We start from the raw sequence: 18,235 nt of genomic DNA on the forward strand, positions 1-18,235 counted from the left end.
TTAAAAAACAGTACTTTTATCAAACATCAAAACAAAATAACAAACCAAAACTTAATTAACCATGAAGAAAATTGCATTATTTTTATTTCTATTAAATACGATGTTTCTTTTTGCTCAAAAAGAAACTTCAGGGGTTGTAAAAGACAAATCGGGTGCGCCTTTACCGGGAGTCAACGTTCTGGAAAAAGGAACTAATAATGGCGTATCAACTGATTTTGAAGGAAGTTATCGCATAAAAGTTAAAGAAGGTGCTACATTAATTTTTAGTTATGTTGGTTTTTCCAACATCGAAAGAAAGGTTACAGGCGATAAAATCGAAGTAATTTTAGACGAAAGTGGCGGTCAGGTTTTAAATGATGTTGTCGTAGTAGGTTCAAGAAATGCAAAAAGAACCGTTGTAAATTCGGCAGTTCCTATTGATGTCATCAATGTAAAAGATGTTACGACTCAAAGCGGAAAAATAGAAATCAATCAGTTACTGCAATATGTTGCGCCATCTTTTAATGCCAACAAACAGTCCGGATCTGATGGTGCTGACCACGTCGATCCTGCTTCTTTAAGAGGTATGGGACCTGACCAGACGTTGGTTTTAATTAACGGAAAAAGAAGACATCAGTCGTCACTTATTAATTTATTTGGAACTCGCGGACGCGGAAATACCGGAACTGACCTAAACGCAATTCCTGCTGCATCTATCAAAAGAATCGAAATTTTGCGTGATGGTGCTGCGGCTCAATACGGTTCTGATGCAATTGCTGGAGTTATTAATATTGTAACAAACGACAATGTTAATGAACTTACCGGAGCTGTAACTTATGGCGCTTACAATACGGATGCAAAAGGGGATTTTTTACCGGGGACTCCTAACACAAAGGGCTTCAGACTGGATCAAAAGGGCAATGGAAATTCTTATGGTAAAGATAAATCTCTTGATGGACAATCTGTAAAAGTGGCTGCCAATTACGGAGTTGCATTGGGTTCAAAAGGTGGTTTTGCCAATTTTACGGGTGAATTTATTAATAAAGATAAAACATTGAGACCTGCTTATGATTTTAGAAAAGGTTTTGGCGATGCTCAAATTAAAGGCTTAAATTTCTTTGGAAACCTTGCCATTCCAATCGCTGATAAAACAGAATTTTATGCTTTTGGAGGAAGCAGCTACAGAAATACTGATGCTTATGCTTTTACCAGAAATGACGGCGAAAGAGTTGTTGAATCTATTTATCCCGGCGGATACACACCAAGAATTACTTCTAAAATTAATGACAACTCGATTGTTGCCGGAATTAGAACTGAAACTTCTGGCGGCTGGAAAATGGATTTAAGCAATACTTTTGGAAAAAATAAATTCCATTACAATATTAAAGGAACACTAAACGCCTCTTTGGTAGATAAATCGCCAAGAGAATTTGATGCGGGCGGACATAGTTTATTGCAAAACACAACTAATTTTGATGTTTCTAAAAACTATGGCGAAGTTTTAAAAGGCTTAAATATTGCTTTTGGAACTGAATTTAGAGTCGAAAAATTTCAAATTTTCGCTGGTGAAGAAGGCTCTTACACTACTTATGACACTAACGGAAAACCAATCACAGATCCAACAACTCAAAGTGCACCTACGATTCCTAATCCTGATTATGATCCGTCAGATCCTAATTCTTCTCCAACTATTGCAAGACCTGGAAGTTCTCAGGGTTTTCCCGGATATAGCCCGGCAAACGAAGTAAATAAGAGCCGTACCAATTTCTCTCTGTATACAGATGCAGAACTTGATGTTACAGAAGCTTTAATGATTAGTGGAGCGGTTCGTTTTGAAAATTACAGTGATTTTGGCAGTACAGTAAACGGTAAATTAGCTTCAAGATTAAAACTTACAGACCATATCAACTTAAGAGGATCGATAAGCACAGGGTTCCGTGCGCCATCATTGGCTCAAATTTACTATAACTTACGTTTCACCAATTTCAATGCAAGTGGTGCAACTGAGGTTTTACTGGCTCCAAACGATAGTCCGGTTACAAAGGCTTTTGGAATTGATAAATTAAACGAAGAGAAAGCAGTAAATGCTTCATTGGGATTCACGGCAACGTTTGGAGATTTTACTGCAACCGTTGATGGTTATTATATTAAGGTAAAAGATCGTATTGTTTTAACAGGATATTTTGATGCCAGTGCTTTAAATCTTGGCGTTTCTGAAGCTCAGTTTTTTGCTAATGGTGTTGATACCAGCACTCATGGTTTAGATCTGGTTTTTTCATGGAAAAAAACATTTGACTTCGGACAACTTGGCGCTACTTTAGTAGGTAATATTAATGATATGAAAATAGATCAGGTAAAAAACGGATCTTTGGATGCTGATACTTTTTTCGGAAAACGTGAAAAAGCCTTTTTACTGGCATCTGCACCAAAGAACAAATTTGGTTTAAATTTAAATTATTCCAAAAATAAATTCGACGCTGGTTTGGCTTTTACCCGTTTCAGCAAAGTAGTTCTGGTAGATTATGCAGATGAAGATGATGTTTACAATGCCCGATTAATTACAGATTTAACATTAGGTTATAAACTAAGCAAGAATTTTAAATTAAGTATTGGAAGCAACAACTTATTTAATGTTTACCCAACCAAACAAGACGAACAAGGTAACACAGAAGCCGGTGGATATTGGGATGCTGTACAAATGGGTTTCAGCGGAGCTTATTATTATGCCAGACTTGGATTTAACTTTTAATTCTTGTTTAGGAAAAATAGAAAATATAGAGTTTAAACTTCGACTTCGTTCAGTTTGACAAATAAAAAAAATCCTGAATCTGAATTCAGGATTTTTTTATGTTTTATAAACGCCGATTACATTTTAAATTCTAAGGAACTTACAATTGCTTTTTCTTCATCTGTTGCGGTAAATCCCGAAATATCCCAGTAATGAGTCAGGATTTTGTTCTTTTTATTAAAAAGAGATTTCTCTTTAAAAACATCTGCTTCTTTATACGTAAAGTTTTGTCGGTTAAAATTTGTTGTGATAAAACTGTTGCGAACATGAATATTTTTCACCTGTTCTTTTAAGATAAGATTATACGCTATTTCTTCGTTTGAACTCAGCAAATAATAATCTTGTCCGTCTTTCCTGTAATTTACATCTACAAATGACTTTGTAATGTTTTTAGAATTAACCTTTGTTTTTTCGACAATCTTGTCCAGATTTGCTGGTGTTATATCGATTTTGAATTCAATTATAAGTTTATTTTCCGGATCATATACAATTTCAAAATTATCAAATGCTTCTTTGGCTTTATCCAAAGGTGTAATATACATTACATAATAATTCTTGTTATTAGGATGTCCTCGTATAATAAAGTCATATTCTTTTTTGGCTTTTGGATTTAAAACGGGATCAAAATACTTCAAATCATAATAATTTTGCATGATATTATTCAAATTATATCCTCTTAAATCTGTACTTACATCTGTTTCTAATAATCCATAGGATCTGTTTTGTTCAACCAGAAGTGTTGTAGACGTTTTTCTGTCATTGCCGGTAAACTGAAAATTTACAAGACCGTCATTATAATAAGAATACTTATTGTCGAGCATAAAAAATTCTCTCACATATACCTTTAACCTGTGTGACGATGCTAATTTATGTACTGAATTGGAAACCACTTTTTGAAGTACTTTTTGCGGAGATTGTTTTGACAACACAATTTCGTCGAGTTTGGTATTTTTATTACTCAGGTAAACAACAAAATTATTCTCTTTTAAAGAAGCCCATCTTATGGTTAAACTTTCATAATTTGCCTCAGAAACCTGAACATTCGAAGCTCCGGTTAACAAAAAGGTAACTTTGCCATCTTTATTACTGGATAGAATTTGTTTTGTTTTTAAAATAACAACCATAGCATCTTCTACTGGCAGTTGAGTTTCTATATCTTTTACAACTATAGAGTATTCCTCTTTTTGTGCAAAAACATTTATAGTGAATAAAACGACAAATAAAAGTAGTAATTTCTTCATAGGCGTTGTTAAATTTTCAACTAAAGTATTAAATTTTTGTTAATAAATAAAACTCCTACAAAACAAAACATTAAAAATCAACAAACTAAGCTTTATCTAAAAAGCCTTTCAAAAAAAAATCCTGAGCACTAACTCAGGATTTTTTATATCATTTAAATAAATTTTATTATTCACCGTGCAAAAATGCTTGTCTGTTCAACAAGGTTTCTTCATCTTCTACGTGATTGTCGTCTGGCACACAACAATCAACAGGACAAACTGCAGCACATTGAGGCTCATCGTGGAAACCTTTACATTCTGTACATTTTCCAGGAACAATATAATATACTTCATCAGAAATTGGAGTTTGAGCATCATCTGCATCAACTTCTGTTCCGTCAGGTAAAATTATTTTTCCGGAAAGACTAGTTCCGTCTTTATATCTCCAGTCATCAGCTCCTTCATAAATTGCTGTATTTGGGCACTCTGGTTCACAAGCCCCACAGTTTATGCATTCGTCAGTTATAATTATTGCCATTTTGTTCTTAGTTACGTGTTAAAAGTTACAGGATCTGAGTTTAAAATATCAAAGATTTTAATCTGCTTTGCCTTATAACTTAATATAGCTTATTTTTGTGCAAAATTACAATCAAAACAATTCATAAGCAAACATTATGACATTAGAAACAAAAAAAAGTGTTTTTGTTGAATTAGGAAAATTTTTAAGTCAGTTTTCTCAAGAGGAATCTGTAAAAAAATCTAACGTTTTACACAATGAAATCTTTTTTGAAGATTTTGAAAAACTAATCCATTTATCACAATCTCATAATGGCTGGTATACACCAGATCAGGTTCGTTTTGCCATACAATCCTGGGCAGAAGCCTTAACAGAAGAAAACATTGCTCAATGGATTTCTCAATATAATTTTGATGACGCCCAAAATGAAAAAACAGTTGCCTTAATTTTGGCCGGAAATATTCCGTTAGTTGGTTTTCATGATTTTTTATCAGTTTTAATTACCGGAAACAAAGCTTTGATTAAAACGTCATCTAATGATCAGCATTTACTTCCGTTTTTAGCTAAATATTTAGTAGCTGTTGAGGAAAGCCTGCAGGAAAAAATCACTTTTGCAGAAGGTAAACTGGAGAATTTTGATACTGTAATTGCTACCGGAAGTAATAACACTTCCCGCTATTTTGAATATTACTTTAAAGACAAACCTTCAATAATCCGCAAAAACAGAAATTCGGTAGCCGTTTTAAACGGAAAAGAAACCCATGAAGAATTAGAGGCTTTGGGTGAAGATATTTTTAGATATTTTGGTTTGGGATGCCGTAATGTTTCGAAGCTTTTTGTTCCGAAAGGTTATTCGTTTGATGCTTTTTTTCAGGCCATTTTTAAATATCAGGATGTTATTCATTATGAAAAATACGCAAACAATTACGATTACAACAAAGCGGTATTTTTAATGAGTAATTTCAAATTACTGGATAATGGATTTTTGACTTTAAAAGAAGATCCAAGCTACGCCTCTCCTATTTCGAGTGTTTTTTATGAATTTTACGAAAATATTGAAGATTTACAAAGCCGTCTTGAAGCTGATGCTGAACAAATTCAATGTATTGTTAGCAATGATTTGATCCCAAATAGCATCCCGTTCGGGCAAACCCAAAATCCGCAATTGTGGGATTACGCAGATAACGTTGATACTATAACGTTTTTGTTAACAACAAAGTAAAAATATGTTTAATTATTTCGAATTATTTATCGCTTTTTCAGCTCCTATTGCCGAAATTTGCGTCTTTAAAATTTTCGACTATTAACAACAACCATGAAAAAACACAACTACAGCGCAGGACCAAGTATTTTACCTCAGGAAGTTTTTGAGAAGGCATCAAAAGCAATTTTAAATTTTAATGATTCAGGACTTTCGATTCTTGAAATTTCGCACCGAAGCAAAGATTTCGTTGCTGTTATGGAAGAAGCACGATCCCTTGCTTTAGAATTATTAGGACTTCAGGGAAAAGGATATCAAGCCTTATTTTTACAAGGTGGTGCAAGTACAGCTTTCTTAATGGCTCCGTACAACCTGATGAAAGAAAACGGAAAAGCAGCTTATTTAGACTCAGGAACCTGGGCTACTGCCGCAATAAAAGAAGCAAAATATTTTGGAGAAACTGTTGTGGTAGCTTCTTCAAAAGAAGAAAATTACAACCATATTCCAAAAGGATACACTATACCAAGTGATGCTGATTATTTTCACTGTACCAGCAACAATACCATTTTTGGAACTCAAATGAAAGATTTTCCATCAACTAACATACCAGTTGTTTGTGATATGAGTTCTGATATTTTTTCACGCGAATTGGATTTCTCTAAATTTGATTTGATCTATGCCGGAGCTCAAAAAAACATGGGACCTGCCGGAACTACTTTGGTAGTGGTTAAAGAAGAAATCTTAGAGAAAAGCGGAAGAACTATACCAAGTATGTTAGACTATGCTAAACATATTAAAGCAGAAAGTATGTATAATACTCCTCCTGTTTTTGCTGTTTACGTTTCGTTGTTAACTTTACAATGGATTAAAGAAAAAGGCGGAATTGCTGCTGTTGAAAAACTAAACAACGCAAAAGCTGAATTACTTTATGCTGAAATCGACAGAAACCCATTATTCAAAGGTGCTGCAGCAGTTGAAGATCGTTCTAAAATGAATGTTACTTTCTTATTAAACAACGCTGATCATACAGAAACTTTTGATGCTTTATGGAAAGCTGCAGGAATTTCTGGATTGCCGGGACACCGTTCTGTAGGTGGTTACAGAGCTTCTATTTACAACGCTATGCCTATCGAAAGTGTTCAGGTTTTAGTTGATGTAATGAAAGCGCTTGAGTCGAAAGTTTAATCGTTAATGCGTTTAATCGTTAATTTGTTTAACTGTTTAATCGCAAAAATGTTTCCTTTAAAATATCAAAAAAGAAAAATCAAATAGTTGGTTGATCGATTAAACAATTAAACGAATACACAGTTAAACGTTTACACGATTAACCAAATAAACAATAAACACACAATGAAAGTATTAGCCAATGACGGAATTTCTAAAAGTGGAATTCTAGCCTTAGAAAAAGGCGGATTTGAAGTTATAACTACAAAAGTAGCTCAGGAACAAGTTGCTAATTTTGTAAACGAAAATAATGTAGATGTAGTTTTAGTTCGTTCTGCAACTAAAGTACGTAAAGATATTATTGATGCTTGCCCTGGACTTAAAATTATTGGTCGTGGTGGTGTTGGTATGGATAATATCGATGTTGATTATGCAAAAAGTAAAGGGATTCACGTAATTAACACTCCTGCTTCATCATCAGAATCTGTTGCTGAATTGGTATTTGGACACTTATTTTCTGGTGTTCGTTTTTTACATGATTCAAACAGAAATATGCCTCTTGAAGGAGATTCAAACTTTGATGGTTTGAAAAAAGCTTATGCAAACGGAGTTGAATTGAGAGGAAAAACTCTTGGAATTGTAGGTATTGGACGTATTGGACAAGCTACTGCAAAAATGGCGCTTGGTTTAGGTATGAAAGTTATCGCTGCTGATAGTTTTATTCCGCAGGTAGATGTAAAAGTTGAATTTTTCGACGGACAATCTATTACAACTACAATTGTTTCTCAATCATTAGAATCATTGTTTAAAGAAGCTGATTTCATTACGCTGCACGTTCCCGCTCAGGATGGTTACATCATTGGAGAAAAAGAACTTGCAATTATGAAAGATGGTGTTGGAATCGTAAACTGTGCCCGTGGTGGTGTTATTGATGAAGTAGCTTTAGTAAAAGCTTTAGATTCAGGTAAAGTTGCTTTTGCCGGTTTAGATGTTTTTGAAAGCGAACCAAAACCGGAAATGGCTATTTTAATGCACTCTAAAATCTCGTTAACTCCGCATATTGGAGCTGCAACCGGAGAAGCACAAGACAGAATTGGTACTGAATTAGCCTCACAAATTATTACTTTGCTGAGCTAATTAATTATAACTAAATCATTTAAAAGGGATTTATTAACATTGTTTAATAAATCCCTTTCTTTTTTTGACTAAATTTGAGTTCTAATCTAAATTCTTTAAATTATGTTTGAACAATTAACACAATTAGTAAAGCAATACGGAGGAGACGCTGTTGTAAATAATAGTGCCGTACCGAATGAGCATAATGAGGGCGTGATTAACGAAGCTAGCAGCACTATCTTTTCAGGGTTGCAAAAATTAGTTTCAGAGGGCAAAGGAGAACAATTGGCGGGTTTATTTAACGGAAATACTCCTATTGACAGCTCTAATCCTGTTGTGCAACAGCTAACGCAGCAATTATCAGGAAATCTTGGTGAAAAATTTGGTCTGAGCAGCTCGGATTCTTCTGGTGTGGCTGCCGGTATGATTCCGCAAGTTTTAAATTCTTTGGTTAATAAAGCTAAAGATCCTAATGACAGTAGTTTTCAAATTTCAGATATTATCTCTTCTATTGCCGGAAACAGCGGACAGGCTTCGGGAATAATGGATACAATTAACAAATACGGAATGCAATTTGGTCTAGATCAAAACAATGACGGAAAAGTAGATGTAGCCGATGTTCTGGTAGTTACCAAAAGCAAAGGCGGAATAGCCGGATTTATAGGGAAATTATTTGGAAGTAAATAAGAGTTTTTTTTTAGTTCCAAAGATTCAAAGCTGCAAAGGAACATAGGTTTAAAATATAAATTGTAAAAGCTGTTTTGCCAAAAGCAAAACAGCTTTTTTTATTAAAATACCTCTGAGCCTTTGCGACTTTGAACCTCTGAACCTCTTATACAAAAGTTAAATAACAAAATTCTTCCCTTACTTATTTGTAAATTTAAGCCTGAAACAAATGCCATGAAAAAATACCTCTACATATTAATCCTTTTGTTCACTATAATAGCCTGCTCTACTGCTTCTAAAAATAGTATTGCGCCAAATACTGTACCTACTCCAAAAGTTGCTGTAAATGATACTGTACGAATCGCCAATGACTCTTTAGAATATGAAGTGATTATTATTGACAATGGTTTTAGTACCTGGCTGGCTTCAACTGCGCTTCCGCGAAATTATTACTCACTCTCTTATCTTGAAAACAAAAATTACTTATACGTTACAGAATGGAATAACCGCGTTTTGCAACCGCAACGTTATAACCCAAATTTGTATGAAATGACTATCGATTATCGTCCGGAGATACATTACGGATATGAAGTAAATTATTTAATTTATAATTATATGATTTATTTTCAAAATACATACAAACAAAAGCTCGCCGGCTATGTTCCTATAAGATAATGTTCTTATATTTGTAATCGTTATAAATAAAGAATGAACAGATTAAAGAAACGTTGGGGCATTACCTCAAATGTACAAGCCATTATCATCCTTACTGTTTTTGCCATCACAGGATCGGCATCTGCATGGTTGTCTAAACCGTTTTGTGTATGGCTGGGCATTACCAAAGAAGATTTTGGCGGCTGGTTTACTTTAATTCGATTGTTGATTATTTTCCCTATCTATCAGGTTTTATTAGTTGCTATTGGTACCGTTTTTGGTCAATTCCGTTTCTTTTGGAATTTCGAAAAGAAAATGCTTAAAAACATGGGACTTGGATTTTTATTCAAAAAAGAAAATACGCCTCAATAACTCGCTTTTTTCTAAAAAATACATTTTTCTTCGCAAACGTTTTATCTGTTTTTGATTTAAATCAAAAGCAATAATTCTGTTTTAAAAAATTCTTCTCTCACACGCTACTGATCAGTTCAACAAATCCTTACTACAGAAAAATCTTAAAAATTTAAGATATAAATTATATTTACCAAAAAAATATATACATTTTTTTACTGAATAATCATTTCTACAGGATGGTGCAGGATAGTTTTATTTTGAGTATTCTCAATCTTTACATTACTCATAACCACAAAGTTGAATTTAATAATATTACAAATAGTTGACTAAAACGTTTGCTACATCTTAAATAAAACTTTACAAGTAATTACAGATTTTACTTTAACTAACTAACCAAAAAAAGTATCAAAATGTCGAAAATTACCTTAAAATTACGATGTGTAATGGCACTCGCCTGCCTTACAATGTCAATCACAACACTTTTTGCCCAAAATCCTGTAGTCAAAATCGATTTTGACCAATCCGGAAGACCCAAAGCCGAAGTAAATGATCCCGATTATACCTCTTGGGTAATCGCATCAGGCAATACCAGCACTTATACTGAAAACGGAGTCACTTTTACCGTAACCCGTGCTGGTGACAAAGGAGATGCATTAGGAACCAACTGGTACAAAGCCGGAATACAGGCTCCATATTATGCCCGATTGGTTTGCGACGGACTTACTGTAAAAGGTACAACTGCAAACCTTGGTGCTCAAATCGAACTTAAGATAACCGGATTAGCTGCAGGAGAACATACTTTACTCGCTTTTTTTAATGCTGTGGATAGTCCTGTTGGAAATAATTTTAGTCCAATTGATATTTTTATCAATGGCAATTTAGTGGTCGACAATTTAATTCCGAGTGTAAGAGCCACCACAACAGCCGATGCCAAATCTACTTATTTAAAATTTCAGGCCGTAGCCAATACTGATGTAGTCTTGCTATTTGCTGCCGAAACTTCCGGTACCGAAAATGTAAAAAACTTTATCCTCAACGGTTTTGAATTAAATACGCCCAATATATTTCATCAGGCGACCAATCCTGCTCCAAAACACAATGATGAGCACGTAGAATTGACTTCAGGAGGAAAACTACTATCATGGACTGCTGCTACAAACGCATTATCACACAACATTTATTTTGGAACAAATGCCGCTGCTGTAGAAGCTGCGACAACTGCATCACCGGAATACAAAGGAAACCAGATCAAAACTAATGCATCATACCAAATAAACGGACTATATACCGGAGCAACCTATTACTGGCGTGTTGATGAAGTATTAGCCGGCAATGTTGTAGAAAAAGGAAATATTTGGCGTTTTCGTCCTGCACAGCTCGCGTTTCCTGAAGCCGAAGGTTATGGTCGTTTTGCCCGTGGCGGACGAGGCGGAAAAGTAGTTCCTGTAACCAACTTAAATGACAGCGGCCCGGGAAGTCTACGCGAAGCAGTAACAAATGATATTGGCCCAAGAACCATTGTTTTTAATACTTCGGGCATTATTCAGCTTAACTCTCGTCTGGTATTAAGTCAGCCTTATGTAACTGTGGCGGGACAAACTGCTCCGGGAAAAGGAATTTGTATTCGCTCGGCTCCGTTTGGCGTTACCGGAAATGATGCCGTTGTTCAAAATGTTCGTGTTCGCGTTGGCGGTGGCCCAACGTATGACGGAATGGGTTTAACCGGAGCAGATTACAGCATTATAGATCATTGCTCGATTAGCTGGACCATCGACGAATCGTTTAGTTCACGTTCCGGGAAAAATATTACACTTCAAAAAACTTTAATTTCAGAAGCTTTAAATGCTGCCGGACATCAAAATTATCCTGCAGGAACAGAACATGGATATGCTGCTACTATTGGCGGCGATATCGGGAGTTTTCATCATAATCTTTTAGCTCATAATTATGGACGTAATTGGAGCTTAGGTGGTGGATTAGACGGAAGCGGTGCATATGCAGGACGAATGGATATTACCAACAATGTCGTATACAACTGGGGCTCCAGAACTACTGATGGCGGAACGAAAGAAGTAAATTTTGTAAACAATTATTATAAACCCGGAGCAGGTTCTAAAATATTTGTCGCTTTCAATCAGCAAAATGAAGGCGCAGGAACAGGAATGCAGCAATGCTATTTTAGCGGGAATGTAATGCCGGGTTATTTTGACGAAACCAGTCAAACAGCAGGAAGAAAAGCTTCCGGTGTTACCGTTTCTTATGAGAACTTTGTCAATACTCCGTTTTTCCCATCTTATGTAACAACACAATCTGCTAAAAATGCCTATAAAATTGTACTTTCGGATGTGGGCTGTACACAGCCGGAATTTGACGAACACGATCAAAGAATCATTACCGAAACCTTAAACGGAACTTACTCTATCACAGGAAGCGTAACCAATAAACCCGGATTTCCAGACAATGAATCTGATGTAGGCGGTTTTGAAAATTATCCTGTAATAAACAGAGATGCAAATTGGGATACGGATCAGGATGGGCTACCTAATTGGTGGGAGACCATTATTGGAACAAACATTAACTCTGGAACAGGTAATTTTTCAGATGCTAATGCAGATACCAATCAGGATGGCTACACCAATCTTGATGAATATCTACAATGGATGTCACAACCTCATTATGAATCTCCAACAGGAAGTAAAATAAACATCGATATTCAGAAACTTTCACGAGGTTTTACCAGCGGAGTTTCCTATAGTTTATCGAATGTGGTAAACGGAAGCACAGTTCTTTCTTCAAATATTGTTGAGTTTACGCCAGCAGCAGCCGGTTTATGTTCTTTCAACTTTACGGTTACAGATTCTGAAGGCGGAACAATGACACGAAAAGTAAATATTGTAAGCGGTTATACAACATTAGGAATAGATGAAATAACTAAAGAAACCCAAGACAATTTAAAAGTCTGGCCAGTTCCTAACAATGGATATTTCTCTGTTTTATTAGAAAATGATATCGAAAAAGCAGATCTTAAAATATATCACATTTTGGGCAAAGAAGTCTTAAAACGAACTATTAACGGACAAACTCCTGAAAACATTCACCTGCAGGCAAAAGGTGTTTTTATTGTTAAGGTTTCAAATCCGAATACTAAAAAAGTAATGCATGTCAAAAAAATCATAGTACACTAAAATCAAAAAAAAGAAATGGCAACTCAACGAGTTGCCATTTTCTATTTATAAACATTGCTAATTTTTTAATTATTCCCTTCTTTGAAAATAATAGGTGTAAATCCATGTAAGTGTAAACGACGGAACAAAATCCGTAAAAGGCAATGCCTCTTCGATAAAAGTCAAAACACTCGCTACTCTTCCTACTCTGCCTTTGTACATTCTGGTCATAATAAAAGCTGCGACCGGAGCCCAGATCACATCTGAGAATTCACCCAAAAGCGGAATCGTAAATGAAATCATTCCAACTCCATCTAAAAGAATACCTAACAAAAGTTTTCCAACTCTATCCTCACTTGTTACATTTATTTCCTGCATTTTTCTTTGGTTTAGATGTTACTTAAAATTAAAAAAAATCATAAGAACTGACTTATGTATTGACCGGAATTTATTCTGTAATTCCCATACAATCAATTTTTTATTTTCTTGTCACTGCAAATAACGCACCAAAATTTCCGTCAGTCTGAATCCAGTTTCCGGAAGGGAGATAAGCACGAGACACAAAACCATCCAGATACAATGCATTTTTACATCCTAAACCCTTGAAATAACTGGCAAAATCATAAAAATTAATTTCTTTTTTCGACAATACAAAAACCACTTTTCCATCAGGCAAAATTCCCACTCCGTTCCTGACATTCAGGTTTACAGATCCTTCTTTAAAGTCAGGATGAATTTGTTCGTTAATCACCAGCATGGGTCCGGATTGCGTCGCATAAGCTATTTTTTCATTCGGACGAAACATTTCAGTCGTACAAATTTTCGCAATATTTGATGTTGTAATATAAAACACTCCATTGGGTTTTAAATAAAAATTCCCGGCAGCTTTTATCGTATCTAAAGGCGATAGCGTTTTTTGTTTTTCAATATAAAGTCCCTGCGGAGAATTATCAGTCTTATACATTCCGGCATTCATTGCAAAGTCTAATTTCAGGTTCTTTTTCTCAATCCAGAGTTTAAGATTTTCGATACTCCCAAAACGTTTCCCTTTTTCATCTTTCCAGAACAGTTTTAAATCCTGTTTTTTAAGATCTACAGTATAAGTCAAAAAAGGACTTTCGTAATAACTTTTTGCACCAACAAAAAAAACAACAAATACTAGTAAGAAAGCTAAAAGCGTTATTTTCAATTTCATTTTTCACCTATTTTTTTCTACATAAATATAAAATAAAAAAGCGATTAGAGATTACTTCTTAAAATTCTGTTAGATGGCATTTTTATATCGGCAGAATCTTTGTTTCTTTGTAAAAACAGTTTCAAAATGATACACGCAAAAAATATACATAAGTTTTACGATAAATTAGAAGTTCTAAAAGGAGTTGACTTACATATTAAAAAAGGAGAAATTGTTTCGATCGTTGGAGCCTCAGGAGCCGGAAAAACAACACTTTTACAAATTCTCGGAACATTAGACAAACCAGAAATAAATACGCAGTCGTCTTTGACCATTAATGGTGAAAATGTTTTAAAATTACAAGACACTGAAACAGACAATTCAAAACAGGAAAAAACATTCAAGTGGGTTTCCTGGATTGGTTTTGTGTATATAGTTGCCCTGATCGTTTTTGTGTTTTTCTTCAAACACATCATAATGGACGATCTTACGAGAAATAGTATTGTTGGAGCTTTATTTTTACCCATTTTAGCACTCGCTATTTATCTAAACCGCTATTTTAAAAAGAAAAGCAAACAAGATAAAACATTATCTAATTTCCGAAATTTAAATCTGGGCTTTATCTTTCAGTTTCACCAATTACTTCCTGAATTTACGGCTTTAGAAAACGTTTGTATTCCTGCCTTTATGGCAAATAAACCAAAAGCCGAAACCGAAAAAGAAGCAAAACGAATTTTAGAATATTTAGGTTTATCACACCGTATCCATCATAAACCAAGCGAACTTTCGGGAGGTGAACAACAAAGAGTTGCCGTGGCGCGTGCCTTAATCAATAAACCGGATGTAATTTTTGCCGATGAGCCTTCTGGAAATCTCGACACACATTCTGCCGAAAATCTACATCAGTTATTCTTTCAGCTTCGCGACGAATTTGGACAAACTTTTGTGATTGTAACCCATAACGAAGAACTGGCAAATATGGCCGACAGAAAATTAGTTATGGTTGATGGTCAGATCAGTAATTAGCATCAGGAGCTATTTCCAGCTGTTCACTATATCTTTTGTGGTGAACCCCACCACAAAAGGATGCCGTTTCCATCTGGGCTAGGGCATTCGAATAATAAGAACTTTCATTTTAAACATGAACCAAAAAGAACTCAAAGAATTTCTTGACGAAAAAGTCATTCAATATAACAATCAGGACTTTATTGAAAGTGACCCTGTGCAGATTCCGCATTTATTTACGCAAAAAGAAGATATTGAAATCGCTGGTTTTCTAAGCGCTACTATTGCCTGGGGAAATCGTAAAATGATCATCAAAAATTCGCATCAAATGATGGAATTAATGGGCAATACACCTTACGATTTTGTCATGTCACATTCTGATGAAGACCTCACCCGTTTAGAGAATTTCGTTCATAGAACTTTTAACGGAAAAGACTTTTCAGGATTTATAAAAGGCTTACAGCACATCTATAAAAATCATAACGGCTTAGAAAATGTTTTTGCAAAATATCAGGAAAAAGACAGCTTACAGAAAAGTATTCACGAGTTTAAAAAAATATTTTTCGAAATCGATCATTTGCCCCGAACTCAAAAACACATTTCAGATCCGTTAAACAATTCAGCAGCCAAAAGAATCAACATGTATTTGCGCTGGATGGTTCGTCAGGATACCAAAGGCGTTGATTTAGGAATCTGGAAAACTATTTCGCCTTCGTTATTATCCTGTCCGCTGGATGTACATTCAGGAAATGTTGCCAGAAAACTCGGGATTTTAGAACGAAAACAAAACGATGGTAAAGCGCTTGCCGAATTAGACAAAAAACTTCGTGAAATGGATGCTGCAGATCCTGTAAAATACGATTTCGCTTTATTTGGTTTGGGTGTTTTTGAAGGATTTTAAATTTTAAAACCCGAAATCATTTTAATTGCTCTACATGCAAATATAAAAATTCATCCTCAAAAAAATTCTTTCCCAAATCAGGCAGCCATCCTTCTGATTCATAAAATTTATTTATGAAAGCGTGGTCAATTAATAGAGATTCTTCTCCCAACTTTGAATTTTTAAGTAATTCAAGTTTAGAATTTGCAACTCCAAAATTATCTGCTATATAGTTGCTTTTTTCAGTTCGAAAATTATTTTCAATAATAACCTCATAAAAATATTTTTCAAAGTAAGACAACTCCAATAGTCCATTTTTAAATTTCGCCAGTCTTCCTTCACAACTAGTAGACTGATAATAAGCTAAGAAAATCTCAGTCTCAAGATTCTTTGAAATTTGTTTCAGGATTTCATCATAAAAATATAACCCAACCTGAAAATCAAACTCAACTTCGACCCAATCTTTGCTTATGTTTTTTGAAATTACTATCGTTAAATTTTGACCATCGAAAGAATTTTCATCATGTGGTACATTATAAAACCATTCTTTACTAGTGTCAAACCATATCTGCCTGCCCAGTGGCAAATATTTTTTTAACTCTGCCAGTACAATTTCTATGTCTTTACATTTAATATTGGTTTGCGAAAATGTTCCCATCTTATTTATCTGCAAAAAGTTTTTTTTTACAGTTTCAAAAATATTCAAAAGAAATTACAAAACCTTAAAGCCACTTTTATTTATTCAAAACTTCATTTCATTTAGCTCTTAAATTCTCAAATACGCATCAATAAATGTTGTTTTTGAAGCGTTTGACACCTAAAAATCAGACTTTTAAATCACTTAATTATGAGATGATTCGAAAATTTTAGCAATCTAACCGTCATTTTAACGTACCTTTGCACAAAATTTAATGCAAATGAGCACTTTCGAAAAATTCAATCTTCCAAAATCACTACAAAAAGCAATCGACGAACTGGGATTTGTTACACCAACTCCTATTCAGGAAAAATCATTTTCTGTGATTATGTCTGGCCGAGATATGATGGGAATTGCACAAACCGGTACCGGTAAAACATTTGCCTATTTATTACCACTTTTAAAGTTATACAAATTTACACCAACCAATACACCAAAAATTGTAGTACTGGTTCCAACACGTGAATTAGTTGTACAGGTTGTAGAAGAAGTCGAGAAACTGACGAAATACATGTCTGTTAAAACATTGGGTATTTTTGGTGGAGTAAATATCAATACACAAAAAAAAGCAGTTTACGAAGGAGTTGATATTTTAGTTGGGACTCCCGGACGTACAATGGATTTAGCGCTTGATGCTGTTGTTCGCTTTGATGAAACTCAAAAATTAGTAATTGACGAGTTTGACGAAATGCTAAATTTAGGTTTCCGTACACAATTAACAGCACTTTTGGCGATGATGAAAAACAAACGCCAGAACATTCTATTCTCTGCAACTATGACAGATGAAGTTGATGCTGTTTTGAATGACTTTTTTGATTTTCCTGAAGAAGTTACCCTGGCTGCATCCGGAACACCACTTGAAAATATTACTCAAATTACTTATAATGTTCCTAACTTTAATACTAAAGTAAATCTTTTAAAACATTTATTGGCTACAGACGAAAGCATGGAACGTGTTTTGGTTTTTGTGAACAATAAAAAGATTTCAGACATGCTTCATACCCGAATCGAAGAAGATTTTGAAGGTCAGTTTGGGGTAATTCACTCCAATAAATCTCAAAATTACCGTTTGAGTACTATGGCAGAATTTCAGGAAGGAAACCTTCGCGGATTAATCACAACGGATATTATGGCAAGAGGTTTGGACATTTCGAACATTTCTCACGTTATAAACTTTGAACTTCCCGAATTTCCGGAATTGTATATGCACAGAATTGGTCGTACAGGTCGTGCTGACGCTACAGGAACCGCAATTAGTTTTATCACGCCTCGTGAAGAAGAATTTAAAATTGAAGTTGAAGTTTTAATGAATCAAGAGCTTGAAATTGCTGAATTTCCAGAAGAAGTCGAAATATCCGCAAAATTAATTGAGCCTGAAAAAGACCGTCAGCCTATTAAATTTTTAATGAAAAAACCTAAACTTGAAGGTGATGGTGCATTTCATGAAAAATCTAAAAAGAACAAAAAAGTCAATCTGGGCGGACCATCCAAAACAAAAAAGAAAACTCACGGATCTGTTAATAGAAACATGTTGAAAACCAGAGACAAAAAGAGAAAAGATAAGAATAAATAGTTTTTTTTCTGAGGAGCAAAGGTTCAAAGGGACAAAGCATACAAAAGGCTAAAAAACGAAAATTAAACTTTTCGTTTTTTAGC

15 protein-coding genes and 2 pseudogenes are annotated in these 18,235 nt (G+C 34.7%); 12 read left to right on the forward strand and 5 right to left on the reverse strand.

What is annotated here, in order from left to right:
• Nucleotides 1-61 precede the first annotated feature (61 nt).
• Entirely contained in the window at nucleotides 62-2,728 is a 2,667-nt protein-coding gene (locus A4F88_RS04540; protein WP_068841314.1) for a TonB-dependent receptor, read from the forward strand.
• Nucleotides 2,729-2,844: 116 nt separating this feature from the next.
• On the opposite strand, the gene A4F88_RS04545 is transcribed toward A4F88_RS04540, so the two are convergent.
• Nucleotides 2,845-4,008 carry a hypothetical protein gene (locus A4F88_RS04545; RefSeq protein ID WP_068841315.1) on the reverse strand — a complete coding sequence of 388 codons (1,164 nt, stop codon included), beginning with the start codon at nucleotides 4,006-4,008 and terminating at the stop codon, nucleotides 2,845-2,847.
• Nucleotides 4,009-4,174: 166 nt separating this feature from the next.
• Entirely contained in the window at nucleotides 4,175-4,525 is a 351-nt protein-coding gene (locus tag A4F88_RS04550) for a 4Fe-4S dicluster domain-containing protein (protein WP_068841316.1), read from the reverse strand.
• 136 nt (nucleotides 4,526-4,661) lie between these two features.
• Here A4F88_RS04550 and A4F88_RS04555 point away from each other — a divergent pair, with 136 nt between their 5' ends.
• The 7 genes from A4F88_RS04555 (at nucleotide 4,662) to A4F88_RS04585 (ending at nucleotide 12,844) form a co-directional block, all read left to right on the forward strand.
• Nucleotides 4,662-5,726 carry an acyl-CoA reductase gene (locus tag A4F88_RS04555; RefSeq protein ID WP_068841317.1) on the forward strand — a complete coding sequence of 355 codons (1,065 nt, stop codon included), beginning with the start codon at nucleotides 4,662-4,664 and terminating at the stop codon, nucleotides 5,724-5,726.
• 93 nt (nucleotides 5,727-5,819) lie between these two features.
• The gene (gene serC / locus A4F88_RS04560; RefSeq protein ID WP_068841318.1) at nucleotides 5,820-6,890 is read left to right on the forward strand and encodes a 3-phosphoserine/phosphohydroxythreonine transaminase; all 1,071 of its coding nucleotides are present in this window, start codon (nucleotides 5,820-5,822) and stop codon (nucleotides 6,888-6,890) included.
• A 165-nt stretch (nucleotides 6,891-7,055) separates the two neighbouring features.
• Nucleotides 7,056-8,006: a D-2-hydroxyacid dehydrogenase gene (locus A4F88_RS04565; protein ID WP_068841319.1), complete on the forward strand. Its 951-nt coding sequence runs from the start codon at nucleotides 7,056-7,058 to the stop codon at nucleotides 8,004-8,006.
• 102 nt (nucleotides 8,007-8,108) lie between these two features.
• Complete coding sequence (locus A4F88_RS04570; protein WP_068841320.1) at nucleotides 8,109-8,672, forward strand: hypothetical protein; 564 nt, start codon at nucleotides 8,109-8,111, stop codon at nucleotides 8,670-8,672.
• A gap of 213 nt (nucleotides 8,673-8,885) precedes the next feature.
• Nucleotides 8,886-9,326 (forward strand): DUF6146 family protein, encoded by a 441-nt coding sequence (locus tag A4F88_RS04575; RefSeq protein WP_068841321.1) that lies wholly within the window; start codon nucleotides 8,886-8,888, stop codon nucleotides 9,324-9,326.
• A gap of 33 nt (nucleotides 9,327-9,359) precedes the next feature.
• The gene (locus A4F88_RS04580; protein WP_068841322.1) at nucleotides 9,360-9,677 is read left to right on the forward strand and encodes a DUF6787 family protein; all 318 of its coding nucleotides are present in this window, start codon (nucleotides 9,360-9,362) and stop codon (nucleotides 9,675-9,677) included.
• Between the two features lie 392 nt (nucleotides 9,678-10,069).
• Nucleotides 10,070-12,844, forward strand: a complete 2,775-nt coding sequence (locus A4F88_RS04585; protein WP_082815695.1) for a T9SS type A sorting domain-containing protein — start codon at nucleotides 10,070-10,072, stop codon at nucleotides 12,842-12,844.
• A 69-nt stretch (nucleotides 12,845-12,913) separates the two neighbouring features.
• Here the strand turns inward: A4F88_RS04585 and A4F88_RS04590 are convergent, their stop codons facing one another.
• Both A4F88_RS04590 and A4F88_RS04595 read right to left on the reverse strand, forming a co-directional pair.
• Nucleotides 12,914-13,201, reverse strand: a complete 288-nt coding sequence (locus A4F88_RS04590) for a hypothetical protein (RefSeq protein WP_068841323.1) — start codon at nucleotides 13,199-13,201, stop codon at nucleotides 12,914-12,916.
• Nucleotides 13,202-13,301: 100 nt separating this feature from the next.
• The gene (locus tag A4F88_RS04595; protein ID WP_068841324.1) at nucleotides 13,302-14,018 is read right to left on the reverse strand and encodes a phosphodiester glycosidase family protein; all 717 of its coding nucleotides are present in this window, start codon (nucleotides 14,016-14,018) and stop codon (nucleotides 13,302-13,304) included.
• Nucleotides 14,019-14,144: 126 nt separating this feature from the next.
• On the opposite strand from A4F88_RS04595, the pseudogene A4F88_RS25895 reads away from it, so the two are divergent.
• The 3 genes and pseudogenes from A4F88_RS25895 to A4F88_RS04605 form a co-directional block, all read left to right on the forward strand.
• Nucleotides 14,145-14,369: pseudogene (locus A4F88_RS25895) on the forward strand (ATP-binding cassette domain-containing protein); the annotation flags it as partial.
• 204 nt (nucleotides 14,370-14,573) lie between these two features.
• A pseudogene (locus tag A4F88_RS25900) lies at nucleotides 14,574-15,023 on the forward strand (ABC transporter ATP-binding protein); the annotation flags it as partial.
• A gap of 115 nt (nucleotides 15,024-15,138) precedes the next feature.
• Nucleotides 15,139-15,903: a TIGR02757 family protein gene (locus tag A4F88_RS04605; protein WP_068841326.1), complete on the forward strand. Its 765-nt coding sequence runs from the start codon at nucleotides 15,139-15,141 to the stop codon at nucleotides 15,901-15,903.
• Nucleotides 15,904-15,919: 16 nt separating this feature from the next.
• Here A4F88_RS04605 and A4F88_RS04610 read toward each other — a convergent pair whose 3' ends face one another.
• Nucleotides 15,920-16,540, reverse strand: a complete 621-nt coding sequence (locus A4F88_RS04610; RefSeq protein WP_068841327.1) for a hypothetical protein — start codon at nucleotides 16,538-16,540, stop codon at nucleotides 15,920-15,922.
• 259 nt (nucleotides 16,541-16,799) lie between these two features.
• On the opposite strand from A4F88_RS04610, the gene A4F88_RS04615 reads away from it, so the two are divergent.
• Nucleotides 16,800-18,152, forward strand: coding sequence for a DEAD/DEAH box helicase (locus A4F88_RS04615; RefSeq protein ID WP_068841479.1), 1,353 nt, complete (start codon nucleotides 16,800-16,802; stop codon nucleotides 18,150-18,152).
• Nucleotides 18,153-18,235: the final 83 nt, after the last annotated feature.

This window comes from Flavobacterium chilense (genome assembly GCF_001602525.1).
Classification (GTDB): domain Bacteria; phylum Bacteroidota; class Bacteroidia; order Flavobacteriales; family Flavobacteriaceae; genus Flavobacterium; species Flavobacterium chilense.

Coding starts and splice junctions, on each gene's coding strand:
- A4F88_RS04610 (WP_068841327.1), bottom strand. CDS start 16,540: ATGGGAACATTTTCGCAAACCAATATTAAATGTAAAGACATAGAAATT.
- A4F88_RS04545 (WP_068841315.1), bottom strand. CDS start 4,008: ATGAAGAAATTACTACTTTTATTTGTCGTTTTATTCACTATAAATGTT.
- A4F88_RS04585 (WP_082815695.1), top strand. CDS start 10,070: ATGTCGAAAATTACCTTAAAATTACGATGTGTAATGGCACTCGCCTGC.
- A4F88_RS04575 (WP_068841321.1), top strand. CDS start 8,886: ATGAAAAAATACCTCTACATATTAATCCTTTTGTTCACTATAATAGCC.
- A4F88_RS04555 (WP_068841317.1), top strand. CDS start 4,662: ATGACATTAGAAACAAAAAAAAGTGTTTTTGTTGAATTAGGAAAATTT.
- A4F88_RS04595 (WP_068841324.1), bottom strand. CDS start 14,018: ATGAAATTGAAAATAACGCTTTTAGCTTTCTTACTAGTATTTGTTGTT.
- A4F88_RS04570 (WP_068841320.1), top strand. CDS start 8,109: ATGTTTGAACAATTAACACAATTAGTAAAGCAATACGGAGGAGACGCT.
- A4F88_RS04540 (WP_068841314.1), top strand. CDS start 62: ATGAAGAAAATTGCATTATTTTTATTTCTATTAAATACGATGTTTCTT.
- A4F88_RS04605 (WP_068841326.1), top strand. CDS start 15,139: ATGAACCAAAAAGAACTCAAAGAATTTCTTGACGAAAAAGTCATTCAA.
- A4F88_RS04615 (WP_068841479.1), top strand. CDS start 16,800: ATGAGCACTTTCGAAAAATTCAATCTTCCAAAATCACTACAAAAAGCA.
- serC (WP_068841318.1), top strand. CDS start 5,820: ATGAAAAAACACAACTACAGCGCAGGACCAAGTATTTTACCTCAGGAA.
- A4F88_RS04580 (WP_068841322.1), top strand. CDS start 9,360: ATGAACAGATTAAAGAAACGTTGGGGCATTACCTCAAATGTACAAGCC.
- A4F88_RS04565 (WP_068841319.1), top strand. CDS start 7,056: ATGAAAGTATTAGCCAATGACGGAATTTCTAAAAGTGGAATTCTAGCC.
- A4F88_RS04550 (WP_068841316.1), bottom strand. CDS start 4,525: ATGGCAATAATTATAACTGACGAATGCATAAACTGTGGGGCTTGTGAA.
- A4F88_RS04590 (WP_068841323.1), bottom strand. CDS start 13,201: ATGCAGGAAATAAATGTAACAAGTGAGGATAGAGTTGGAAAACTTTTG.